This window comes from Shewanella sp. AS1 (genome assembly GCF_021412565.1).
In the GTDB taxonomy this organism is placed as follows: domain Bacteria; phylum Pseudomonadota; class Gammaproteobacteria; order Enterobacterales; family Shewanellaceae; genus Shewanella.
The window spans coordinates 1-19248 of the sequence record NZ_JAKCLJ010000002.1 but is presented as its reverse complement, the minus strand read 5'-3'; the positions used below and the strand labels follow the sequence as shown (position 1 = coordinate 19248).

Below are 19248 nucleotides of genomic sequence, written 5' to 3'. Positions count from 1 at the left end.
CTTGATTATAGAGGGTAAAGGATGACTAAATCCGAACTGATCGAAAAACTTGCCACTAGGCAGTCGCAGCTGTCGGCAAAAGAAGTAGAAAACGCAATCAAAGAGATGTTGGAGCAGATGGCAACAACATTGGAAAGCGGTGATCGTATCGAGATCCGCGGTTTTGGGAGCTTCTCACTTCATTATCGTGCGCCGCGTGTGGGCCGTAATCCAAAGACTGGTACCTCAGTTGAGCTGGATGGCAAATATGTTCCGCACTTTAAGCCTGGCAAAGAACTGCGTGAGCGCGTTGATGCTATCAACTCGTAAATGACATTGTTTTAAAAGCCTCCTTTGGGAGGTTTTTTTATGTCTAAATTCTCGGTATCGCTAGCTAGTTCGTTAAAATTCTTAGATAATCAATTCACCATCACGCTTTTATGGAGTGTTACGTGAAGTCATTTATTGCGACGGTTATTGTCGCTTCGTGTTTCGTGCTGGCCCTATTATTTGGGGCACGTAACGAACAGTTGGTGACGATCAGTTATTTTGTTGCTCAGGGAGAGTACCGATTGCCTGTGGTGCTCGGCGTGGTATTTCTTGCCGGTTTTTTAGTGAGTTGGCTATTCGCCATCTACCATATAGTCAAAATCAAGCTCCAGTTGCGCCAAGCAACTAAAAAAATTGAACAGCTTGAAGCGAAGCAGCCCCCAGAAGTGTCCTCCAATAGCTCTACTGCTATAGCGCCTCAGGCCAAGGAATTGAACGCTTAGTATGTTAGAGATACTGTTTCTGTTACTCCCTATCGCCGCTGGCTATGGCTGGTATATGGGGCGTCGTAGTATTCGATATAAGCAGAATCGTAAGCGTAAACAGCTTAGCCGTGATTATTTTACCGGGCTTAACTTCCTTCTCTCTAATGAATCCGATAAAGCGGTTGATCTGTTTATCTCCATGCTGGATGTCGACGATGACACCATAGACACACATCTTTCTTTAGGCTCACTGTTTCGTAAGCGTGGGGAAGTGGACCGTTCAATTCGTATTCACCAAAATTTGATAGCCCGTCCCACTTTAACAACAGAACAACGTGATATCGCCATGATGGAGCTGGGGAAAGACTATCTTGCGGCAGGCTTTTATGATCGCGCCGAAGAGATTTTCCTGAATTTGGTTCAACAGGAAGATCACAGTGAAGAAGCTGAAGATCAATTGATTGCCATCTATCAAGTCACTAAAGAGTGGCAAAAAGCGATCAATATTATTAAGAGCTTAAAACGCAAACGTCAGCAGTCACTTAAACTGCTCAGCTCACACCTTTATTGTGAGCTGGCCGATGAGCAGCAAGATATTACAGCAAAAATCAAAAACCTGAATCTGGCGTTAAAGCAAGACAATAACTGTGGCAGGGCGCTGTTACAGTTATCGAAGCTCTACTTGAATCAGCAGGACAAACAGAGTTGTAAAGAGATACTGTACCGTTTAAAAACAGCCGATATCGAGCTGTTTCCTGAAGCCTTAGCTATCGCTAAAGAAGCCTATGACGGCGAACAGGACAAACAAGCCTATCGAGAGCTGTTACACGAAGCCTTGCTAAAAGGAGCCGGCGCCAGTGTTGCCATCACCCTTGCTCAGCACATGATAGAGCAAGGTGAGTTATTTGATGCCGAAAAGCTGATATTGGACGGCCTCTATCGACATCCCACCATGAAAAGTTTTCAGCATCTGATGAAGATGCAGCTGCAACAGGCAGAAGATGGTCAGGCGAAGAAGAGCCTGAATATGCTCTCTGAACTGGTTGAGCAGCAGATAAAATTCAGACCCAGTTACCGCTGCCTCGAGTGTGGTTTTCCGTCCCACACCCTCTATTGGCACTGTCCCTCCTGTAAAAGCTGGGGCAGCATTAAGCGGATCCGTGGGTTAGACGGAGAATAAGTAAATGTTACCGATCAGGAGAATCAGATGAGTACCAAGCCGATCATAGTCGCCCTCGATTACGATAATAAAGATGATGCACTGCGACTAATCGATCAACTCGACCCCAATATGTGCCGCTTAAAAATAGGCAAAGAGATGTTTACGCTGTTTGGCCCCGAGTTGGTAAAGGCGATACATCAACGTGATTTCGACCTGTTTCTCGATCTTAAATTTCACGATATCCCCAATACTGTGGCAAAAGCCGTTAGCGCAGCTGCAGAGCTCGGGGTCTGGATGACCAATGTCCATGCCAGCGGGGGACTCGCCATGATGCAGGCGGCAAAGCAAGCCCTGGCTGGTTACGGTACTGACGCGCCGCTATTGATCGCGGTGACTGTTTTGACCTCAATGAGCGATGAGGATCTAAAATTATTAGGTATCAATGTGCCAGCGGCTGATCATGTAAAGCGTTTAGCCCGATTAACCCAGCAGGCGGGACTCGATGGCATAGTCTGCTCAGCCCAGGAAGCGAGCATGTTAAAAGCCGAATTTGGCCAAAATTTTAAGTTGTGTACACCCGGTATTCGTCCTGTAGGCGCCGATAAAGGTGATCAGCACAGAGTGATGACACCGCCGCAAGCATTAGCCGCAGGTTCCGATTACTTAGTAATTGGCCGACCAATTACTAAGGCAAGTGATCCACTGGCTGCATTAAGGGCAATTCATGCATCCATTGCATAAACACTAAAACAGTCAGGCAAGTCATTTAAAATAGCGTGATTTAAAGAAGTATCTAAGAGAGTTAAAGATGGCCAATCCATTTCAAGAGCAGCTACTAAAGGCGGGTTTAGTCAGTAAGCAGAAGGTGCGTGACACCAAAACCCAGAAGCGCCGCGATCGCAAGGCAAAGGTTGATGATGGTTCAGTTGCGCTTAAGCAGGAGATCGAATCTAAACGCCAGGCGCAAATTGCGAAAGACAAGGCCTTAAATGAGCAGCGTTTTGCCGAGGCATCTGAGAAAGGCCAGGTGAGGGGATTAATAACAGAGTTCACTCGCACGGCCATTGCTCAGCCCAAAGAGGCAGAAATTAAATTCAACTATACCTTGGCCAATAAAATCTACTCAGTGTATGTCGATGAGAAACTGCAAAATCAGTTACTCAATGGCCAATTAGGCATAGTCCGTCATGAAGAGAAGAGTTATCTTGTTCCCCATAAATTAGCAGAGCGGGTGAATCTTCTGGTGCCTCAATGGTGCGGTTATCTGTGGCAACAGAATGAACAAGCCCCTCAGGCGGAAGAGGATGATCCATACGCAGACTATGTGATCCCAGATGATTTGATGTGGTGATCGCTATCTTACCCCTATAAAATTCTGAGCCCCGTTTCGACGGGGCTTTTTATTTTCTACTATGCGCTAGGCCACAAAGATCAATAAAGCACTTTATTCCATACTTGAGTTAGTATAAATTGAAACAACCGTTTTAATTATTTGTTTAAGGGTCTTGAAATGAATCCATATCATGCGCCGTTAACTGACATGAACTTCTTACTTGAAAAGGTGTTTGATGCGTCTGCGACCTGGGCTGCACTGCCCGCATTTGCGGAACATGTGGATATAGATACGGCCAGCGCCATTATGGATGAAGCCGATAAAATCGCCAGGGAGCTGATCCATCCTATAAACCGCAGTGGCGATGAGCAAGGTGTCTGTCATCAAGATGATAGGGTGATCACGCCCGATGGCTATAAAGAGGTCTACCAGCAGTTTGCCGAGGGCGGCTGGGTTGGTTTGTGCGGCGATCCTGAGTTTGGCGGCATGGGCATGCCCAAGATGCTCGGGGTCTTGGTCGATGAGATGGCCTACAGCGCCTGTAACGCCTTTACTCTTTATGGGTCACTGACAGCCGGCGCTGCCTTATGCATTAACGCCCATGGCAGTGATGAGCTTAAGGCGAAGTTTTTGCCCTCCCTTTATAGCGGACAATGGGCAGGCGCCATGGATATGACAGAGCCTCAGGCAGGCTCAGATCTGCGTAATATTCGCACCAAAGCCCTGCCTCAAGATGATGGCAGCTACTTAATCACTGGCAGTAAAATTTTCATTACCGGCGGCGATCACGACTTAACCGAAAACGTCATTCATCTGGTCTTGGCCAAACTACCTGATTCTAACGGCATCTCACTCTTTCTCGTACCCAAAATCAAAGTGGCTGACGATGGCACTTTAGGGGAACACAATGGGGTCAGTGTCGGTTCTATCGAACATAAGATGGGGCTGAAAGGCTCTGCCACTTGCGTGATGAATTATGATAGTGCGCAGGGCTATCTGATAGGCAAGCTCAATCGTGGCTTGGTCTGTATGTTTACCATGATGAATTATGAGCGTCTGGCGATCGGGATCCAAGGTTTAGGTTCCTCACAGGCCGCTTATCAGATGGCATCAGAATATGCCAAAGAGCGTTTGCAGGGAATTGCCGCAGGCGGCTCGGCAAACGGCGCCGATTGCGATCCCATTATCGTTCACGGTGATGTAAGGCGTATGCTGCTGACTATCCGCAGTTACACAGAAGCTGGGCGCGCATTATCTGTGTTCACAGGCAAGCAGCTGGACTTGGCGAAATACGCCGAGGGTGACGTAAAAGAGAAAGCCAGCCGTTATGTCGGTCTGTTAACCCCTGTAGCCAAAGCCTTTTTAAGCGACCGTGGCCTGGATACCACTATTATGGCCCAGCAGGTGTTCGGTGGCCACGGCTATATTCGTGAAACAGGCATAGAGCAGCTAGTGCGTGATACCCGCATTGCCCAGATCTATGAAGGCACCAACGGTATTCAAGCCATCGATTTTCTTGGACGTAAAACCACAGGGGATAATCTCAGAACCTTAACTGAATTTATCAATGAGATTAAAACCGATTCAGCGGAATTTGTGCATGTCTCGAAGGCCCATCGCCAGCAGTTAGACTCCTACTGTGACAAACTTTTGCAGGCGGCTTTAACGATAAATGAAAACAAACTGACTCAGCCTGCATTAATTAATAGTTGTGCGGTGGATTTTCTCGATGCCTTTGGCCATTTAACTTATGGGTATTTCAGCTTACTCATGGCCGAGCGTGCGGGTGATGCGATGGAACCCAATTTTTCGCGCATTAAAATGTTACTGGCCGATTTTTATATGGCAAAGTTGATGCCCAAAGTGGATTATCATCTAGCCCAGATCAGGGCAGGGGATGCTGTGGTAATGGCCATGCAGGAAAGTGACTTTTAGAATGAACATAAAAAATGGGTGCTGATGCGCCCATTGTTATGCCCTTTATTATGTCACTTTTTACGTTCATCGTTTCAATGAGTCATCATTGTGCGCCGATAGCCAGAGTTGGCTCACTGCCAGCTTGATCCAATACAGACTGCAAAAACAGGGCGCTGAAGGGAGCAAGCTGAGATGCTTTTGCCTTTGGGCTCTGACCATTTTCCAAAATCACAAACAGTAAGCTTCTGCGTGTATCTATCGTTAAGAAGCCCGCCAGATTATCCACTCCCTGCATTGAGCCTGTTTTAGCTATGACTCGTTCCTTGAGTACGCCGCTGTGGTAATGGGACTTATTGCGTAATGTGCCTGTCTCGCCGGCTATGGGTAACATATCCCTAAGCCCTGAGAAACGTGAATCCCTAGCGATGAGTGCCAAAACCTGTGCAAGCTGATTGGCTGATAACAGGTTATATCGTGACAGACCCGAACCATCGACTATCTGTGCATGACTGAGATCGACACCTTCCTCTTTCAGTAGCTTTATCATCGCCTGGGCACCATTGATAAAGTCTCCACGAGTGTGATAAACGCTGCCGCCTATGGCCTTAAATAGGCTGTCGGCTATAAGGTTATTTGAGTCTTCAAGCATCTTTGTCAGCAGCTTAGGTAAAGAGACAGATTCATGTAGCGCCACTATTTGGCTATTCACATTGATCTGACTCTCCTCAATGATCTGCACTTTGCCATTGATCTGTATTTTCCCAGACAGCGCCAGTTGCGGCACCCAGGCCTTGGCATACAAAGCAGGATCTGACAGGGCGATTGAGAGAGGGACAGGGTTTGTACCCGAGTAACAGCCGGTGATTGTAAATTGGTTATCTGGCCCCCTTCGTAGCTGCAGCTGGCAAAATGGGTCCTGAGCCCTAGCATCGAAATGCGCCTGAGTAGTCAGGCTAACGGGCAGATAACTTGGAAAACTAAGCACACTGCCACCCCCTCTAGGTTTTAGTTCACCTTGCAGACAATTCTGGTCGATAACGAAACTGGACACGGGGGCGGCGTAGCAGATCCCTAAATCGTCCCATACCCAGCCGGGCGCTTGCTGCTGCTCATTAAGCTCGCCCACTAGGTAGAGATTGCCATTAACCCTGTGCACCCCTTTATCGGCGAGCTGTTTAAACAGCTCGCGAATATTATCGCTGCTCAGCGTTGGGTCACCGGAAAATTGCAGATAAAGATCGCCTAAAAAGGTGTCCCCATCAATCACACCATTAGAATAGAGCGCAGTCTGATAGCGAAAACTGGCTGGCAGATGGGCTGTGGCAGCGACTGCGGTTAATAATTTTTGCGTACTGGCCGGGATGAACAGGGTATCGGCATTATAGGTAAACACCTGAGCATTGGCGCTAAGATCTGTGACTGTCACCCCGACTTGTGAGTGAGTCGGTTTAATGACGGACATTAAATTATCCAGATACTGGCTCGATGCACCTTGGGCGAAGTTTTGAATGCCAAACAGCAGACTAAGCCCAAGACTCAACCCAAGACTCAGCTTGAATATAAAAGCAGCTTTACTCACACGCGATTCCCGTTCTCAGTATTCTTGTTTAGCGGAATGATTGATAGACAAAGACTTATCAACAGTAATGGAAAGCAACTATCACTTACCTTGTCTGGCCTGACAATTCACTTCTGAGAGTTATCATTTTCCTTTAACCGATCGTCCATTAATCGATAGCCCATCAATCGGTACAACCTGAGGGTGACAAAAACCACCAACAAAATAAAGAGGGGTAAGATAAAAATCCCCAGCTCAGCCTTATAGTGAAAAATAACCCAGGCTAAAACAAGGGTGAACATAAGTGTCATAATGATCTTTAGCTTCATTCTTTCTCACTTTTTAATGAAAATAGGGCTTTGTCGATTGTAAAAATTGCTGCCCAACAGGACTATTTTGCCAAAGAAATTGCTATTTTATTTGCGCTTATCTCAATTTGTGAGAAAAACCTTGCCCCTGGTGGCGTAAATGGGTAATTTCTATCACCTTAATATAAGGCAGGAAACATTATGCCACATATTCGCATGCGCGGCTTACCCCAAGAGGCGGTCAAAATAATGAGCGGGTCGCTGCTGGAAAAGTTAGCGAATATCTGTCACTCAAACAGTGATAGTTTTACCCTCGACTGGATACCCAGTGTCAGCTATCGCCACCAAGAGGTAGATCAACACTTTGTGCAAGTCGAAGTACTCTGGTTTCCTAAAACGCCTGAAACGCATCATGATGTAGAGCAAGCTATCCGCGAGTCGATACTGACAGTACACTCGCAGGCTCGGCATATCGCTGTCATCTTCATGGCATTAGAGCCCAGTTGCTATTACCGTGATGGACACCATTTTTAAGGAGGAGACCTTGCTGAAGAAGCTAGGTGGAATAGCGTTACAACCCGATGATATTCAGTGGTTATTGACGCCTACGGCTCTGAAAGCCGAACTGTTAAAGCAGATCGCACAGGCAAAATCTGCGATCACCATTGCCGCCCTTTATCTGGAAGATGATGAAGCGGGACGTGAAATCCTAACGGCATTAATGGCTGCTAAGGAAAAAAATCCCCTGCTGGATGTCACTGTACTGGTGGATTTTCACCGCGCTCGCAGAGGCCTGATAGGGCATAAAGGTGACAGTGGCAACTACTTCATGTACCGCGAGTTTAATCACAAGGCAGCCCATCCAATCAAAATGCTTGGGGTGCCGGTGAAATCCCGCGAGTTTATGGGCGTTTTGCACCTTAAAGGTTTTATTTTCGACGACACTGTCATATACAGTGGTGCCAGTTTAAACAATATCTACCTGCAGCAGGGCGATAAGTACCGTTTCGATCGCTATCATATGATCACGTCAAAGGAACTGGCATCTTCTATGAGGCAGATGATCCAGGATCATATCGAAAGCGATAAGGCAGTCACCTCACTGACCCAAAATGCCGATAGTGAAGTCCTGCCCGATAAAGCCGATGTTCGTACATTGAAAAACCGCCTGAGCTCAGCCAGCTACCAATTTAAAGCCTGTTTCGATGGCAACAGGATCACCCCGGTTGTCGGCCTTGGCCGTAAGCGCAATCAGCTGAATAATCTGGTGATGGATCTTGTCAATCAATCGACACTGTCACTGTTTATCTGTACTCCATATTTCAATCCACCCTATATCCTGTCTAGAGCGCTTTCTAAGCACCTTAAACAGGGGAAACGCCTCGATATCGTGGTGGGTGATAAAACATCAAACGATTTCTTTATTCCAGAAGATCAGGATTTTTCTACCATAGGGGCCTTGCCCTATCTTTATGAGCAGTCTCTACGTAAATTTGCCCGGCGGCAGCAGTGGGCTATCAATAAAGGCTTGCTTAATATTCACCTGTGGAAGCATGATCGCAACAGCTATCACCTTAAAGGGATCAGCGCCGATAAACGCTATCATCTGATCACAGGCTCAAATTTAAACCCCAGAGCCTGGGCATTGGATCTTGAAAATGGTCTACTGTTGCAAGATGAAGAGGGCGTATGGGAGAGCCAGTTTGCAGCCGAGCAAGCCCATATATTGCAGCATACCAGCCGCCTCGAACATTATAAGCAGATTGAAACCCTGAAAGATTACCCGGATCCTGTTAAAAAGATCATGAAAAGGATCCGTCGGCTCAGGGCTGATCTGCTGCTACGCAGGATCTTATAAGAAACGGCGAAGCTGCTAATATCTAACAGCAAGGACTCAGTATTAGCGTCCGCGCTCGTTTACGACAAATTGAACAAGGGATACGTTCTACTCATGCGTGTCCCTTGTTTTCGTATAAGCACTGGATAGCTATTTATTTAACTCGATTAACAGGCAAGATCTCATTGAAGACCCATCAGCCCCATGCAGTCCATCTGCGTTATCAATATCGTAAAGCGATCTCGACACGCCCCTATAATGCCAGAGGCAAAAACCTGGTGCGCTGTGATGCCTGTCTGCTCGCTAAGACGTTTTGTACCTGCAGTTCTGTTCGTCAGCTTAATTCTAATGTCAGCTTTTTACTTATCATGTATGACGATGAGGTGCTCAAACCCAGTAACTCCGGCCGTTTGATCGCCGACCTTATCCCGGATACCCATGCCTATATCTGGTCGCGTAATTATGTGAGTCGACCGCTGCTGCAACTGCTTGGCAATCCCAAATACCAACCCTATCTGGTATTTCCCGGTGAATATGCAAGAGCGGGGCAAAGTGTGCTCAGTTCAATTGAGTTAACTCATCAAGCTGATGAGTTATCACAGCAGAAACGGCCACTGTTTATTCTGCTCGATGGCTGCTGGCGTGAGGCGGTAAAGATGTTTAATAAGAGTCCGTATCTGCACCATCTGCCCATTCTCTCTTTCACTCCGGAAACGGCGGCGCGTTATGGTCTGCGAAAGGGTAAACGGGAGTTTCAGCTGGGTACGGCAGAGGTTGCGGCGCTGGCGTTGGCCACGGCAGGAGAGGTTGATAATGCCTACAGCCTGAATCTGTGGTTTTCGCTATTTATCGAATCCTCGTTTTTCAGTCGCAGTCGTAAAAGCACCCGCGATAAAACGGCACTTATCCAGCTGCAAGAAGCATTTCTGGCCAGTATTAAAAGTTAGAGGGTAAAACAGATTAACTCTGTTTCAGCTGTTGATTTTGTTTATGCTGATTAAACACCCTGTGCCAAAACTCGGCGCCCAGTTCGGCAATGACGCGAGACTCACCGTTAAGCAACATCGCCATACCTAATTTTAATTTAGGCGAGTAGGCAATCTCAGCGACATAACCGGAAACCCAGCCTGCATGATAGATTAACGCTTCCCCCTCAAATTCGTAGATCCGCCAACCTTTACCATAATGTGCATCATCGAGGTAACTGCGCCATTCACGACGACGCAGTTCTTTGGTGGTTCGCACGCCAGGCGTCGTAATATCTTCAATGATAGTCTTGGGGATGACAGCTGGAAATTGCCCCATATTGGCCATTAACCATTTAGCCAAGTCGCTGATACTGGCATTGACACCTGCGGCAGGGGCAAGCTGATAATAGTTATCCCGCACTGTGACTTTTCTGAATCCCAAACGGGTCTTAACGTGTGGCTCAGCGCGATTGTCCAACTGATTAAAAGCATCAAAGCCTATGGATGCCGTGTTCATCTCAAGCGGCGCGAAGATCCTTTGGTTGAGTAATTCGGCATAACTGTGACCACTTTGCTGCTCGATGGCCTGTTCGATAAAAGAAAAGGCCACATTCTGGTAGCTATAGCAGACGCCTGGATTACAGATGGGGCTAAGCTCAGTAAACTTAGGCAGGATCTTGTCAAATTTCACATTGGCATTGATCAAATTATCATAGCTGTTGGGCATGAGTCCTGTGCTTTGTCCCACGATATGACCTAGGGTGATCGACTGACTGGCCTGCAAATCCTGCAATGAAAAAGTAGGGATATAGGTATTTATTGGTTGCTGCCAGCTGAGTTTATGCTCATGTACTAGCATACTGGCCAAGGCGCCGGCGAAAGTTTTCGACACTGAGGCTAAGCGAAACACTGTGTCTTTATCTATCTTCTCGCTTCCGCCTTTGCGGCGTTTACCATAGGTGTTAAGCCCTATGATTCTATCGCCATCCACAACCACTAAGGCACCTCCCGGTACCTTGCTTTTAGCCAGTTTCTGCTCAAACTCATGTTTAAAATTATCGACAACAGATTGATAGGGCGAAGCATGAAGGGAATTGATTGCACTCAATGAAAACAGCAGTACACAGAAAACAAACTTATACATCATCCAATAACCTAATGTCCGTATCGATACGGTATTCTTATTATTTACTCGATAAAGCCAATCAGCGTCATGCAAGATGGGCCTGCGGCGTCAAGCATAATAACCAAGGCTAAGGTGGATGTAACCCTTTAAGGATAGAAACTATGTTGTTGATTCATGCTTGCTTATTTATTGAACTGACTCATCCACACTAATAAGGTGAATTGGCACCCAGGACTAGGCGATAACAGGATCAAGTGATAACTTATTTTACAAATACAAAGTTTAACAAATACAAAGGTCATTATCGCAGACTCGCCATTTACTGTGGATAATCAAAAAAGGAATCAGGATGAAAATCGCCAATAGTGCCCGTCTCAGTTATCAGATGATGACCCATGACGATGCCGCCTTATTGTTTGAATTAGATCAAGACCCACAAGTCATGCGCTTTATCAATGGCGGCAAGCCCTCAACCCTGCATGAGATTGAAACTCTGATGTTGCCAAGACTTGCCGCCTACACCAATCGAGAGACAGGCTGGGGCCTGTGGAAGGTATCGACGCTAAGGGCAACTCCACAAGATAACGGTGATGCCTATTCGAGCAGCGATCTCCATTTTATTGGCTGGATCTTAGTCAGGCCCATGGATTTTTTCAGTGATGCACCCAAATTTGATGATATCGAACTCGGCTGGCGTTTTAAGCAGAGTAGCTGGGGCAAAGGATATGGAACCGAGGCAGCCATGGCGATAAGTGATGCCATAGCCAAACAAGCCTCTGTGAATTATCTATCAGCCGTCGCCGATGAAGCCAATACAGCCTCTATCGGTATCATGAAAAAACTGGGCATGAAGTACGTTAAAACTGACGGGTACGCCACACCAAACGGAGAGGTTGAAGTGGTGTATTACCAGATGAGCGTTATAGATAATGAGAAGAATTCGTAAGCAGATGTGTCGTCATCTAGCTTGGTTATGCCTATGTTTGTTATCTTGCCAAACTCAGGCACTAAATCTGGCACTAAAATGACTGAAGCTAAGTTGCCTTGTGGCTAAGCATTCATTCAACTTATTAATATAAAAAGGGAATTCAATGTACCGTATAGTCTCTCTTGGTCTGGCGACGGCAACACTCCTGAGCAGCCCACTCACAGCAGCAAATGAGTTTGTATTAAGCGGCGTGGCAAAACCTGTTTCACAGGCCGTCACCCTTAACTTAAATCCCGCACTCGACACTTTCTCCGGCTCAACTAACATCACGCTCAATGTGCTTGAAAAGACACAGGAGCTGGAACTAAACGGTGTCGCTTACAGCGCAAGTAATATCAAGCTCAGTGGCGCTGGTCAATGCGATATGACGGCAAAGATGCTGGAGACCGGCATAGTAAAGCTGCACTGTGGCCATAGCATAGAGCCTGGAAAATATCAGCTCTCGCTGGATTTTACCGCGCCCTATAACCGTCAGTCTGTCGGCCTTTACAAAACAGTGGACGCGGGCCAGCCTTATCTCTTTACCCAGTTTGAGATGAGCGATGCCCGCCGCGCATTTCCTGTATTTGACGAGCCAAAGTATAAGATCCCATTTCAGGTAACCATTACGGCGCCAAGCAGTGAAAAGGTTTACAGCAATACGCCTGTTATCGAGACGCAAACCCAGGATGGCATGACAACCCATACTTTTGCTCAGACCAAGCCCATCTCCTCATACCTTGTGGCGTTTGCCGTCGGTCAGTTCGAGGAGATAGAAGTCAAAGGAATGAAAGTGCCGGGCAGGGTGATCACCACAAAAGGCAAGATAGAGATGGCAAAATATGCCGCCGAGCAGATCCCCGGTATCTTATCTGCGCTTGAAAGCTATTTCGGGGTGGATTATCCCTATCCTAAACTCGACACTGTCGCCGTACCTGAGTTTCCTTTCGGCGCCATGGAGAATGCCGGACTGGTTACTTACCGTGAAGATATCATCTTGCTTAACGAGAATGAGGCCACGCTCAATGCTAAACAGCGCAACGTGGCGATCATCGGCCATGAACTTGCCCATCAGTGGTATGGCAACTTAGTGACCATGGAGTGGTGGAACGATCTCTGGCTAAACGAAGCTTTTGCCAGTTGGATGGCAAGCAAGATAACCCATCAGGTGCATCCTGAGTTTCAGTACGATCTCAGATTATCCAAAAACAACGTGATGACACTTGATGCCCGCGTCTCGACTAAACCGATTCGCAAGCCAATCAAGACAGAAGCGGATATCATGGACGGTTTAGGTTTGGCCTACAGCAAAGGCGAGGCCGTGCTCTCTATGGTAGAAAACTGGATTGGTGAAGAGGCCTTCAGAACAGGGATCCGTAACTATATTAAAGATCATGCCTACCAGAACACCACGGCCGATGATCTTTGGAATGCACTGGGCAAAGCCTCAGGTAAAGATGTGGCTAAGGTGCTGAAAACTTTTATTGAGCAATCCTCTTATCCGCTAATTAGCGCAAAAATAAGCGGCGATAAGCTGACCTTATCTCAGCAGCGATTTGTCACCGCAGGCACACAGGCACCGGCGCAAACCTGGACAGTCCCAGTATCCATTAAAATTGGCGCAGGCGACAAAACCCAGGAACTGACCTTGCTGCTGGATAAGGAAAGTCAAACTTACACCTTACCCTTTGCCCCTGACTGGGTATTCCCAGACGGCAAAGGCATGGGCTATTACCGCTGGCTGCTCGATGGGAAACAGATGCAAGTCTTGGTGGATAATGCGCAGACTAAACTGTCTCCAAGAGAGCGTAAGGCGCTGATCTCGGCCGCCGATGCTTTGCTCGATGCAGGCTACATGAGTGCAGGGGAGTTATTAAACACGCTCGGTAAGTTTATTGACGATCCGCACCCACAGATAGTGGCCGATGCACTAGGTTATCTGCAATCTCAGAAGCAGACTTTCGTGGACGACAGCAATAGTGAACTCTGGGCTAAATTTATTACAGCCAGAGCCAAACTGGCGCTAGATCGCTATGGCCGCACGACTCAAGCAGGGGAAGATCCGCAGATCAGTAAACTGCGTCCTATGCTAATTACGCTACTCGGTTTTGAAGGCAAAGATAAAACCATAATCGAGACCGCCAAGCAGCAGAGTCTTGCCTATCTTAAAGAGCAGGGAGAAGCGGATAACTACCTTATTGGTACTTACCTGGATATCGCTCTCTTCAATGGTGACATGGCATTTCTCAATCGAGTGCAGAAAAGCTTTGAAACCACCAAAGATCCGCAAAAGCGCACCCGTCTGCTTAATGCCATGGGCTATGCCCCCGCAGGTCAGCTACAGTCAGCGGTACTGGATTACAGCCTAGGCGAGCATATTCTAGCACCAGATCTGCGTTATCTGTTTGCGGGACAAGCGTATCTGGATACCCGCGCCGAGGCGTTCCGCGATTGGGCCTATGCCCATTACGATGCACTCACTCATAAACTACCACCCTTTGCGCTGCCCAACATTCCGTATTATCTGGGATCGGGCTGTAAGCTTGCGCCACTGGAACGTGCTAAGGCATTCTTTACGCCGAAAGTGGAGCAGGTGCCTGGTTATGGCAGAACCCTGGCCAAGGTCGAAGAACAGGTGAATAATTGCGTGCAGTTAAAGCAGCACGAACAGGCTAGCGTCGACGCTTTCTTGCAAAAGCAGTAACGTAATCTCAAGCGCTCTGTTTCAAGCGTTCTGTCTAAGAACTCTGTAAGAGCTCTGCCTCAGCCCGCCATCGCGGGCTTTTCTTTGTCTGCAAAAAAGCGCTATTTAAGCTAATGTCTAATTAATTGATCGATTTAAGCTATGTAAATTCGGCGCTAGTTTGCTAAAATGCGGCGAAATTTATTGTGAGAATTAACTATGCCTATCTATGTTGTCGGACACAAGGTCCCTGATTCTGATTCTATTTGTGGCGCCATCGCACTTGCTTATCTTAAAAACCAGATCGGTGAAGAGGCTGTAGCGGCGCGTTTAGGTGAACCATCTCCCGAGACTCAATTTATTCTCGACCGTTTCGGTTTTGAGGCGCCCCTCTATAAAGAGAGTTATGCCGGTGAGCAGGTCTATATTGTCGATCACTCTGAGCTGACTCAGGCGCCCGATGATATCGCTCAGGCGACAATCGTAGGCATAGTGGATCACCACAAATTAGGTGACTTAACAACTTCTACGCCTCTGGAATGCTGGATCCGCCCGGTCGGTTGCAGCAACACAGTGATCAAGATGATGTACGATTTTCATAATGTGGAGATCCCTAAAGATATCGCCGGCATCATGTTATGCGCCATCTTAAGCGACACAGTGATCTTCAAATCACCTACTTGCACCACAGCCGACATCAAGTGTGTCGAAGCCCTGGCTGAAATTGCCGGAATCGAAGATTACAAGGCCCTTGGCATGGAGATGTTCAAGGTGAAATCTGCTGTTGAAGGCACGCCAGCAAGGGATCTTGTGATGCGTGACTACAAAGATTTCAACATGAATGGCAACCTTATCGGTATCGGTCAGTTGGAAGTGATCGATCTTGCCGTATTCGATGGGATCAAAGCGGATCTTGAAGCCGATATCGCCGCACTCAAAGCGGAAGGCAATCGCCACAGCGTGCTATTACTGTTAACCGACATCATGAAAGAGGGCTCTGAGCTGCTGGTGATCTCTGATGACAAGAACCTGACCACCAAAGCCTATGGCAAAGCCTCACAAAATGGCCGCGTCTGGTTAGACGGTGTCCTTAGCCGTAAGAAACAAGTTGTGCCAGCGCTGCAGGCGGTATTTGCTTAAGGTGTTTCAAAAAGCCGTTAAAAGCCGTTAAAAGAAAAGCCACCTCAGGGTGGCTTTTTCATCTTTGCAGAATTTTACAATAACTTAGACTCTTGTTTCTGCTGCTTAATGTAATCCTTGAGTTTAGTTAAGCGTTTCTCCGCAATGCCAAAAACGGTGACAGGATCGTAGGGCTCAAACTCAAAATCCCGTTTACCGGCAGGTTTTCCCGTTAAGAGTTCAATCGCCTGAGTAACATGATCGATAGCCCAGATAGAGAAAGTGCCTTGTTTCACCGCATCCACGATATCGGCTCTCAACATCAGGTTTTGCATATTGGATTTGGGAATGATCACTCCTTGGTTGTCGTGACGTCCTTTAATCACACACACATCGAAGAAACCCTCAATCTTCTCGTTCACGCCGCCAATGGGCTGTGCCTGACCGAACTGGTTCATTGAGCCTGTGATCGCAATATCTTGCCTCAGCGGTAATTGAGCAAAGGCTGAGACGATTGCGCAAAGCTCTGCCATCGACGCGCTATCACCATCGACGCCGGCATAATTTTGCTCGAAGGTGAGGTGAGTGGAGAGGGGGATCTTATCTGTCTGACCAAACACAGTGGCAAGATAAGCAGATAAAATCATCACTCCTTTTGAGTGGATACTGCCCCCAAGCTCCACTTTTCTCTCAATATCAAATACCTGACCATCACCAAATGCGGTAGTTGCCGTAATACGATTAGGCGCGCCAAACTGGTGATCTGAGGTCGCGACAACTGACAGGGCGTTTATCTGCCCAATCACAGCATCTTGAGTGTCAATCAAGGTGGTGCCGTTGATAAAGCTCTGCATTACATGATCCCTTAAGCGGCAAACCCTTAAGGTATGATTATGCAGCGCCTGTTCCACATGGCTTGCGCGGATCAGCCTGGCATTACTGCTTCTGGCCACATAATTGGACTCGCGCAGCAGATTGGCGATATCGGCTGAGTGTAAGGAGAGTTTATTTTGTGCATCTGCCTGACGGGCACTGAATTCGATAATCCGCTGAATCGCACTGCGATCGCAATGTAACATCTTGTTATCGTGAACAATACTCGAGATAAACTGAGCGTAGAGCGCCTCTGACTCATCGCTTCTTGGCATCTCATCCTCAAAATCTGCCGTCACCCTAAACAGCTCTTTAAACTCAGGATCGTAATGCTGCAGTAATTGATAGGTCTGATAATCTCCGAAGAGAATGATCTTCACATCCAGCGGAATGGCTTCGGGATCCAGTGAAATCGTGCCCGACAGGGTCACCTCACGCTCAAGTGAACTTAAACTTAATTTTCGTGAACGCAGAGCACGCTTGAGTCCGTCCCATACATAAGGCTGTTCCAACACTTTTATTGCATCTATCATCAACACGCCGCCGTTGGCCTTATGTAAGCTGCCGGCGCGAATGAGTGAGAAATCTGAAAAAATGGTGCCTTTAAAGGTGGCGTTTTCTATGTAACCAAAAATATTGTGATAATTAGGGCTCTCTTCAATCACTATGGGCATGGTCTGCTCGCCGTGATTAACCAGCACATTGACCTGATAACGTCTTGGCATCTTCTTCTCGAGCGAAGCATAGGAGAGGGCGATCTGCTCTTCGTTTTGCTCTAAGAAGATATCTAAATTTTCGGTAATGTCTTTGTGCATCGCATTAAGATGCGCTTTTACTTCAGAAAAATCGCTGTAATCCTGCTTTAATGGCTCAATTAGGTGGATAAGCACCTCCTGAGCCACTTGCTCATCTTGCTTCTGCTGCTTGTCTAAATATTTCTCTTCCCAGACAGTAAATTTACGCACCACTTCCCGCAGCTTGGATTCCAATTGGCCAATCTGCTGCTCAAGTTCTTGCTGTTCCTGTTGGCTCAGCTGCCTGAATGACTCATCTGTGTGGGGTGTTTCACCATTCATCGCCACCAGTTCATAGCTGCCCTGGGGAGTGATACTTAAGCTGATATTCTTAGCGGCCGCTTCTTTAGTCAGCTGGGTGAGGGCGGCTTCCTGCTTACTCGCCAGTTGAGATTTGAGCTTCTCGGCACGTGTGTAATAGATCTCATTATCAAAGGCTAACGGCAACGCTTTTACCAGGCGCTGCATGAGCTGCTCAATATCTTTTTTAAAGGCCTGTCCTTTGCCTTGGGGTAATTTCAATACTTTTGGTGTCCGGGCATCATCAAAATTAACCACATAACACCAATCAAACAAAGGATGATGTCCATTAGGATCATAACGATCTAAATAGCGCATCACCATAGTACGCTTGCCAAGGCCATTACGGCCAATAGCGTAGATGTTGTAGCCTTTATCTTTCATAGACATAGCAAACTCAACAGCTTGCTGAGCACGATCTTGCCCGACAATTTCTGTTAGCGGCGTCAGGTGTTTAGTGGATTTAATGGCTTTATCGAGTCCACTGAGAGTCGATGGACGGTACAACTTGTCACTGGAAAGAGGAGCAAAGGGCATTGGGAATAACCTCGGATGACAATGATTTTTCCCAGTGTAGGCATGAGATTTTTAAATTTCAGTAGTTAATTGTTTGTTAACAGCATTTCTCGGTTTGTTTGTCTATAAAATGTACACATACAATTCTAAACATTGAATACCGATTTACTGAGCCTAGGGCCGAGTTTGGCTTTTAAGCCTTAGTTGAAGGCAGGAAGGTCATCATTAATTGGATTTGTTTAATCAAAAGCCAAACCACAGTTAATGGCTGCGCTTGATGGCATCAATGCACGTTATGGTCGTGATACCTTATTTTTAGCCGCGCAAGGCATCGAGCAAAAGTGGGCAATGCGACGGGACTTGCTCACGCCACAATATACGACGCAATGGAGTGCTATTCCTAAGATCAAATGCTAGCAATATTTGATAAGGGTTAAAATCATCCACCAATCAATCCCCAGCTCAATAGAACTAAGCCTTCACTTGCAATCGCTAAAACTAGAAAAACTAGCGGCCAGTTTTTCAGTTTAAGACATATCGAAAGGTGTAATGAGACCATGATGTCACCATAACATCTGAGTAAATAGAGCGTAAGTATAGTACAATAACGGCAATAATCTAGAATAACTATTTAATAATCAATTTGTTATAATTTAACATAATATACATTGTGCGCACATATACTTTAAAGTATCAGAGAAAGGAGTCTGACTTCCAACCTGTTGATATATGCCACTTTAACGCGTCGCTGCTTGTTTGCTTTATTGTCTGCTGATAACTAATGGCTAATAACTAACGAGAAATGATGAATCTGGCCGTTGTAGTGGCATAGTGAATTTGGCCACCTGAATAGACGAAGTGATAGACTCACTTCCAGAAAAAAGGTGGTAGAAATGAAGAACACAAGACCGACATTCAGTGCAGATTTCAAATTAGAAGCTGCGCAGCTGGTAACGAAACAGGGATACAGCATAGCTGAGGCTGCAAGCGCGATGGGCGTCAGTAATTCAGCCATGCGTAAATGGGTAAACCAGCTTCGACAGGAGCAGCAAG

General features: G+C 46.8%; 17 protein-coding genes and 1 pseudogene. 14 read left to right on the top strand and 4 right to left on the bottom strand.

The window, feature by feature from the left end; genetic code table 11:
* The first annotated feature begins 21 nt into the window (after positions 1–21).
* The 6 genes from ihfB to LZP69_RS04260 all read left to right on the top strand — a co-directional run bounded on the left by ihfB (position 22) and on the right by LZP69_RS04260 (position 5164).
* The gene (gene ihfB, locus LZP69_RS04285; protein WP_234198963.1) at positions 22–309 is read left to right on the top strand and encodes an integration host factor subunit beta; all 288 of its coding nucleotides are present in this window, start codon (positions 22–24) and stop codon (positions 307–309) included.
* Positions 310–431: 122 nt separating this feature from the next.
* The gene (locus tag LZP69_RS04280) at positions 432–752 is read left to right on the top strand and encodes a LapA family protein (protein ID WP_234198962.1); all 321 of its coding nucleotides are present in this window, start codon (positions 432–434) and stop codon (positions 750–752) included.
* A gap of 1 nt (position 753) precedes the next feature.
* A complete protein-coding gene (lapB, locus tag LZP69_RS04275) occupies positions 754–1914 on the top strand; it encodes a lipopolysaccharide assembly protein LapB (RefSeq protein WP_234198961.1) in 1161 nt (386 codons plus the stop codon).
* A gap of 27 nt (positions 1915–1941) precedes the next feature.
* Entirely contained in the window at positions 1942–2637 is a 696-nt protein-coding gene (gene pyrF / locus LZP69_RS04270; protein WP_234198960.1) for an orotidine-5'-phosphate decarboxylase, read from the top strand.
* Positions 2638–2704: 67 nt separating this feature from the next.
* Complete coding sequence (locus LZP69_RS04265) at positions 2705–3247, top strand: DUF2058 domain-containing protein (protein WP_234198959.1); 543 nt, start codon at positions 2705–2707, stop codon at positions 3245–3247.
* Positions 3248–3406: 159 nt separating this feature from the next.
* Positions 3407–5164, top strand: coding sequence for an acyl-CoA dehydrogenase (locus LZP69_RS04260; RefSeq protein WP_234198958.1), 1758 nt, complete (start codon positions 3407–3409; stop codon positions 5162–5164).
* An 85-nt stretch (positions 5165–5249) separates the two neighbouring features.
* On the opposite strand, the gene dacB is transcribed toward LZP69_RS04260, so the two are convergent.
* The gene (gene dacB / locus LZP69_RS04255; protein WP_234198957.1) at positions 5250–6725 is read right to left on the bottom strand and encodes a D-alanyl-D-alanine carboxypeptidase/D-alanyl-D-alanine endopeptidase; all 1476 of its coding nucleotides are present in this window, start codon (positions 6723–6725) and stop codon (positions 5250–5252) included.
* Positions 6726–6832: 107 nt separating this feature from the next.
* Positions 6833–7033 carry a hypothetical protein gene (locus LZP69_RS04250; protein ID WP_234198956.1) on the bottom strand — a complete coding sequence of 67 codons (201 nt, stop codon included), beginning with the start codon at positions 7031–7033 and terminating at the stop codon, positions 6833–6835.
* A 180-nt stretch (positions 7034–7213) separates the two neighbouring features.
* Between LZP69_RS04250 and LZP69_RS04245 the strand changes: the two genes are divergently transcribed.
* The 3 genes from LZP69_RS04245 (at position 7214) to LZP69_RS04235 (ending at position 9796) form a co-directional block, all read left to right on the top strand.
* Positions 7214–7546: a DUF1904 family protein gene (locus LZP69_RS04245; RefSeq protein WP_234198955.1), complete on the top strand. Its 333-nt coding sequence runs from the start codon at positions 7214–7216 to the stop codon at positions 7544–7546.
* 10 nt (positions 7547–7556) lie between these two features.
* Entirely contained in the window at positions 7557–8870 is a 1314-nt protein-coding gene (gene pssA / locus LZP69_RS04240) for a CDP-diacylglycerol--serine O-phosphatidyltransferase (protein WP_234198954.1), read from the top strand.
* Between the two features lie 164 nt (positions 8871–9034).
* Complete coding sequence (locus LZP69_RS04235) at positions 9035–9796, top strand: tRNA-uridine aminocarboxypropyltransferase (protein ID WP_234198953.1); 762 nt, start codon at positions 9035–9037, stop codon at positions 9794–9796.
* A 13-nt stretch (positions 9797–9809) separates the two neighbouring features.
* On the opposite strand, the gene LZP69_RS04230 is transcribed toward LZP69_RS04235, so the two are convergent.
* A complete protein-coding gene (locus LZP69_RS04230) occupies positions 9810–10964 on the bottom strand; it encodes a serine hydrolase domain-containing protein (RefSeq protein WP_326490247.1) in 1155 nt (384 codons plus the stop codon).
* 328 nt (positions 10965–11292) lie between these two features.
* Between LZP69_RS04230 and LZP69_RS04225 the strand changes: the two genes are divergently transcribed.
* The 3 genes from LZP69_RS04225 to LZP69_RS04215 all read left to right on the top strand — a co-directional run bounded on the left by LZP69_RS04225 (position 11293) and on the right by LZP69_RS04215 (position 15733).
* Positions 11293–11889 carry a GNAT family N-acetyltransferase gene (locus LZP69_RS04225; RefSeq protein ID WP_234198952.1) on the top strand — a complete coding sequence of 199 codons (597 nt, stop codon included), beginning with the start codon at positions 11293–11295 and terminating at the stop codon, positions 11887–11889.
* Between the two features lie 145 nt (positions 11890–12034).
* The gene (locus tag LZP69_RS04220) at positions 12035–14614 is read left to right on the top strand and encodes a M1 family metallopeptidase (RefSeq protein ID WP_234198951.1); all 2580 of its coding nucleotides are present in this window, start codon (positions 12035–12037) and stop codon (positions 14612–14614) included.
* A gap of 198 nt (positions 14615–14812) precedes the next feature.
* Positions 14813–15733, top strand: coding sequence for a manganese-dependent inorganic pyrophosphatase (locus LZP69_RS04215; protein ID WP_234198950.1), 921 nt, complete (start codon positions 14813–14815; stop codon positions 15731–15733).
* 74 nt (positions 15734–15807) lie between these two features.
* Here LZP69_RS04215 and LZP69_RS04210 read toward each other — a convergent pair whose 3' ends face one another.
* Entirely contained in the window at positions 15808–18216 is a 2409-nt protein-coding gene (locus tag LZP69_RS04210; protein WP_234198949.1) for a Lon protease family protein, read from the bottom strand.
* Between the two features lie 222 nt (positions 18217–18438).
* On the opposite strand from LZP69_RS04210, the pseudogene LZP69_RS04205 reads away from it, so the two are divergent.
* Both LZP69_RS04205 and LZP69_RS04200 read left to right on the top strand, forming a co-directional pair.
* Positions 18439–18612: pseudogene (locus tag LZP69_RS04205) on the top strand (DUF4113 domain-containing protein); the annotation flags it as partial.
* Between the two features lie 476 nt (positions 18613–19088).
* A partial coding sequence (locus tag LZP69_RS04200; RefSeq protein ID WP_234199258.1) for a transposase occupies positions 19089–19248 on the top strand: 160 nt, incomplete at its 3' end.

What these genes read in the sequence shown, in the direction of transcription:
- LZP69_RS04220 (WP_234198951.1), top strand. Translation starts at nt 12,035, where the DNA reads ATGTACCGTATAGTCTCTCTTGGTCTGGCGACGGCAACACTCCTGAGC.
- LZP69_RS04230 (WP_326490247.1), bottom strand. Translation starts at nt 10,964, where the DNA reads ATGATGTATAAGTTTGTTTTCTGTGTACTGCTGTTTTCATTGAGTGCA.
- LZP69_RS04260 (WP_234198958.1), top strand. Translation starts at nt 3,407, where the DNA reads ATGAATCCATATCATGCGCCGTTAACTGACATGAACTTCTTACTTGAA.
- LZP69_RS04210 (WP_234198949.1), bottom strand. Translation starts at nt 18,216, where the DNA reads ATGCCCTTTGCTCCTCTTTCCAGTGACAAGTTGTACCGTCCATCGACT.
- LZP69_RS04245 (WP_234198955.1), top strand. Translation starts at nt 7,214, where the DNA reads ATGCCACATATTCGCATGCGCGGCTTACCCCAAGAGGCGGTCAAAATA.
- LZP69_RS04225 (WP_234198952.1), top strand. Translation starts at nt 11,293, where the DNA reads ATGAAAATCGCCAATAGTGCCCGTCTCAGTTATCAGATGATGACCCAT.
- lapB (WP_234198961.1), top strand. Translation starts at nt 754, where the DNA reads ATGTTAGAGATACTGTTTCTGTTACTCCCTATCGCCGCTGGCTATGGC.
- LZP69_RS04265 (WP_234198959.1), top strand. Translation starts at nt 2,705, where the DNA reads ATGGCCAATCCATTTCAAGAGCAGCTACTAAAGGCGGGTTTAGTCAGT.
- ihfB (WP_234198963.1), top strand. Translation starts at nt 22, where the DNA reads ATGACTAAATCCGAACTGATCGAAAAACTTGCCACTAGGCAGTCGCAG.
- LZP69_RS04215 (WP_234198950.1), top strand. Translation starts at nt 14,813, where the DNA reads ATGCCTATCTATGTTGTCGGACACAAGGTCCCTGATTCTGATTCTATT.
- pyrF (WP_234198960.1), top strand. Translation starts at nt 1,942, where the DNA reads ATGAGTACCAAGCCGATCATAGTCGCCCTCGATTACGATAATAAAGAT.
- LZP69_RS04250 (WP_234198956.1), bottom strand. Translation starts at nt 7,033, where the DNA reads ATGAAGCTAAAGATCATTATGACACTTATGTTCACCCTTGTTTTAGCC.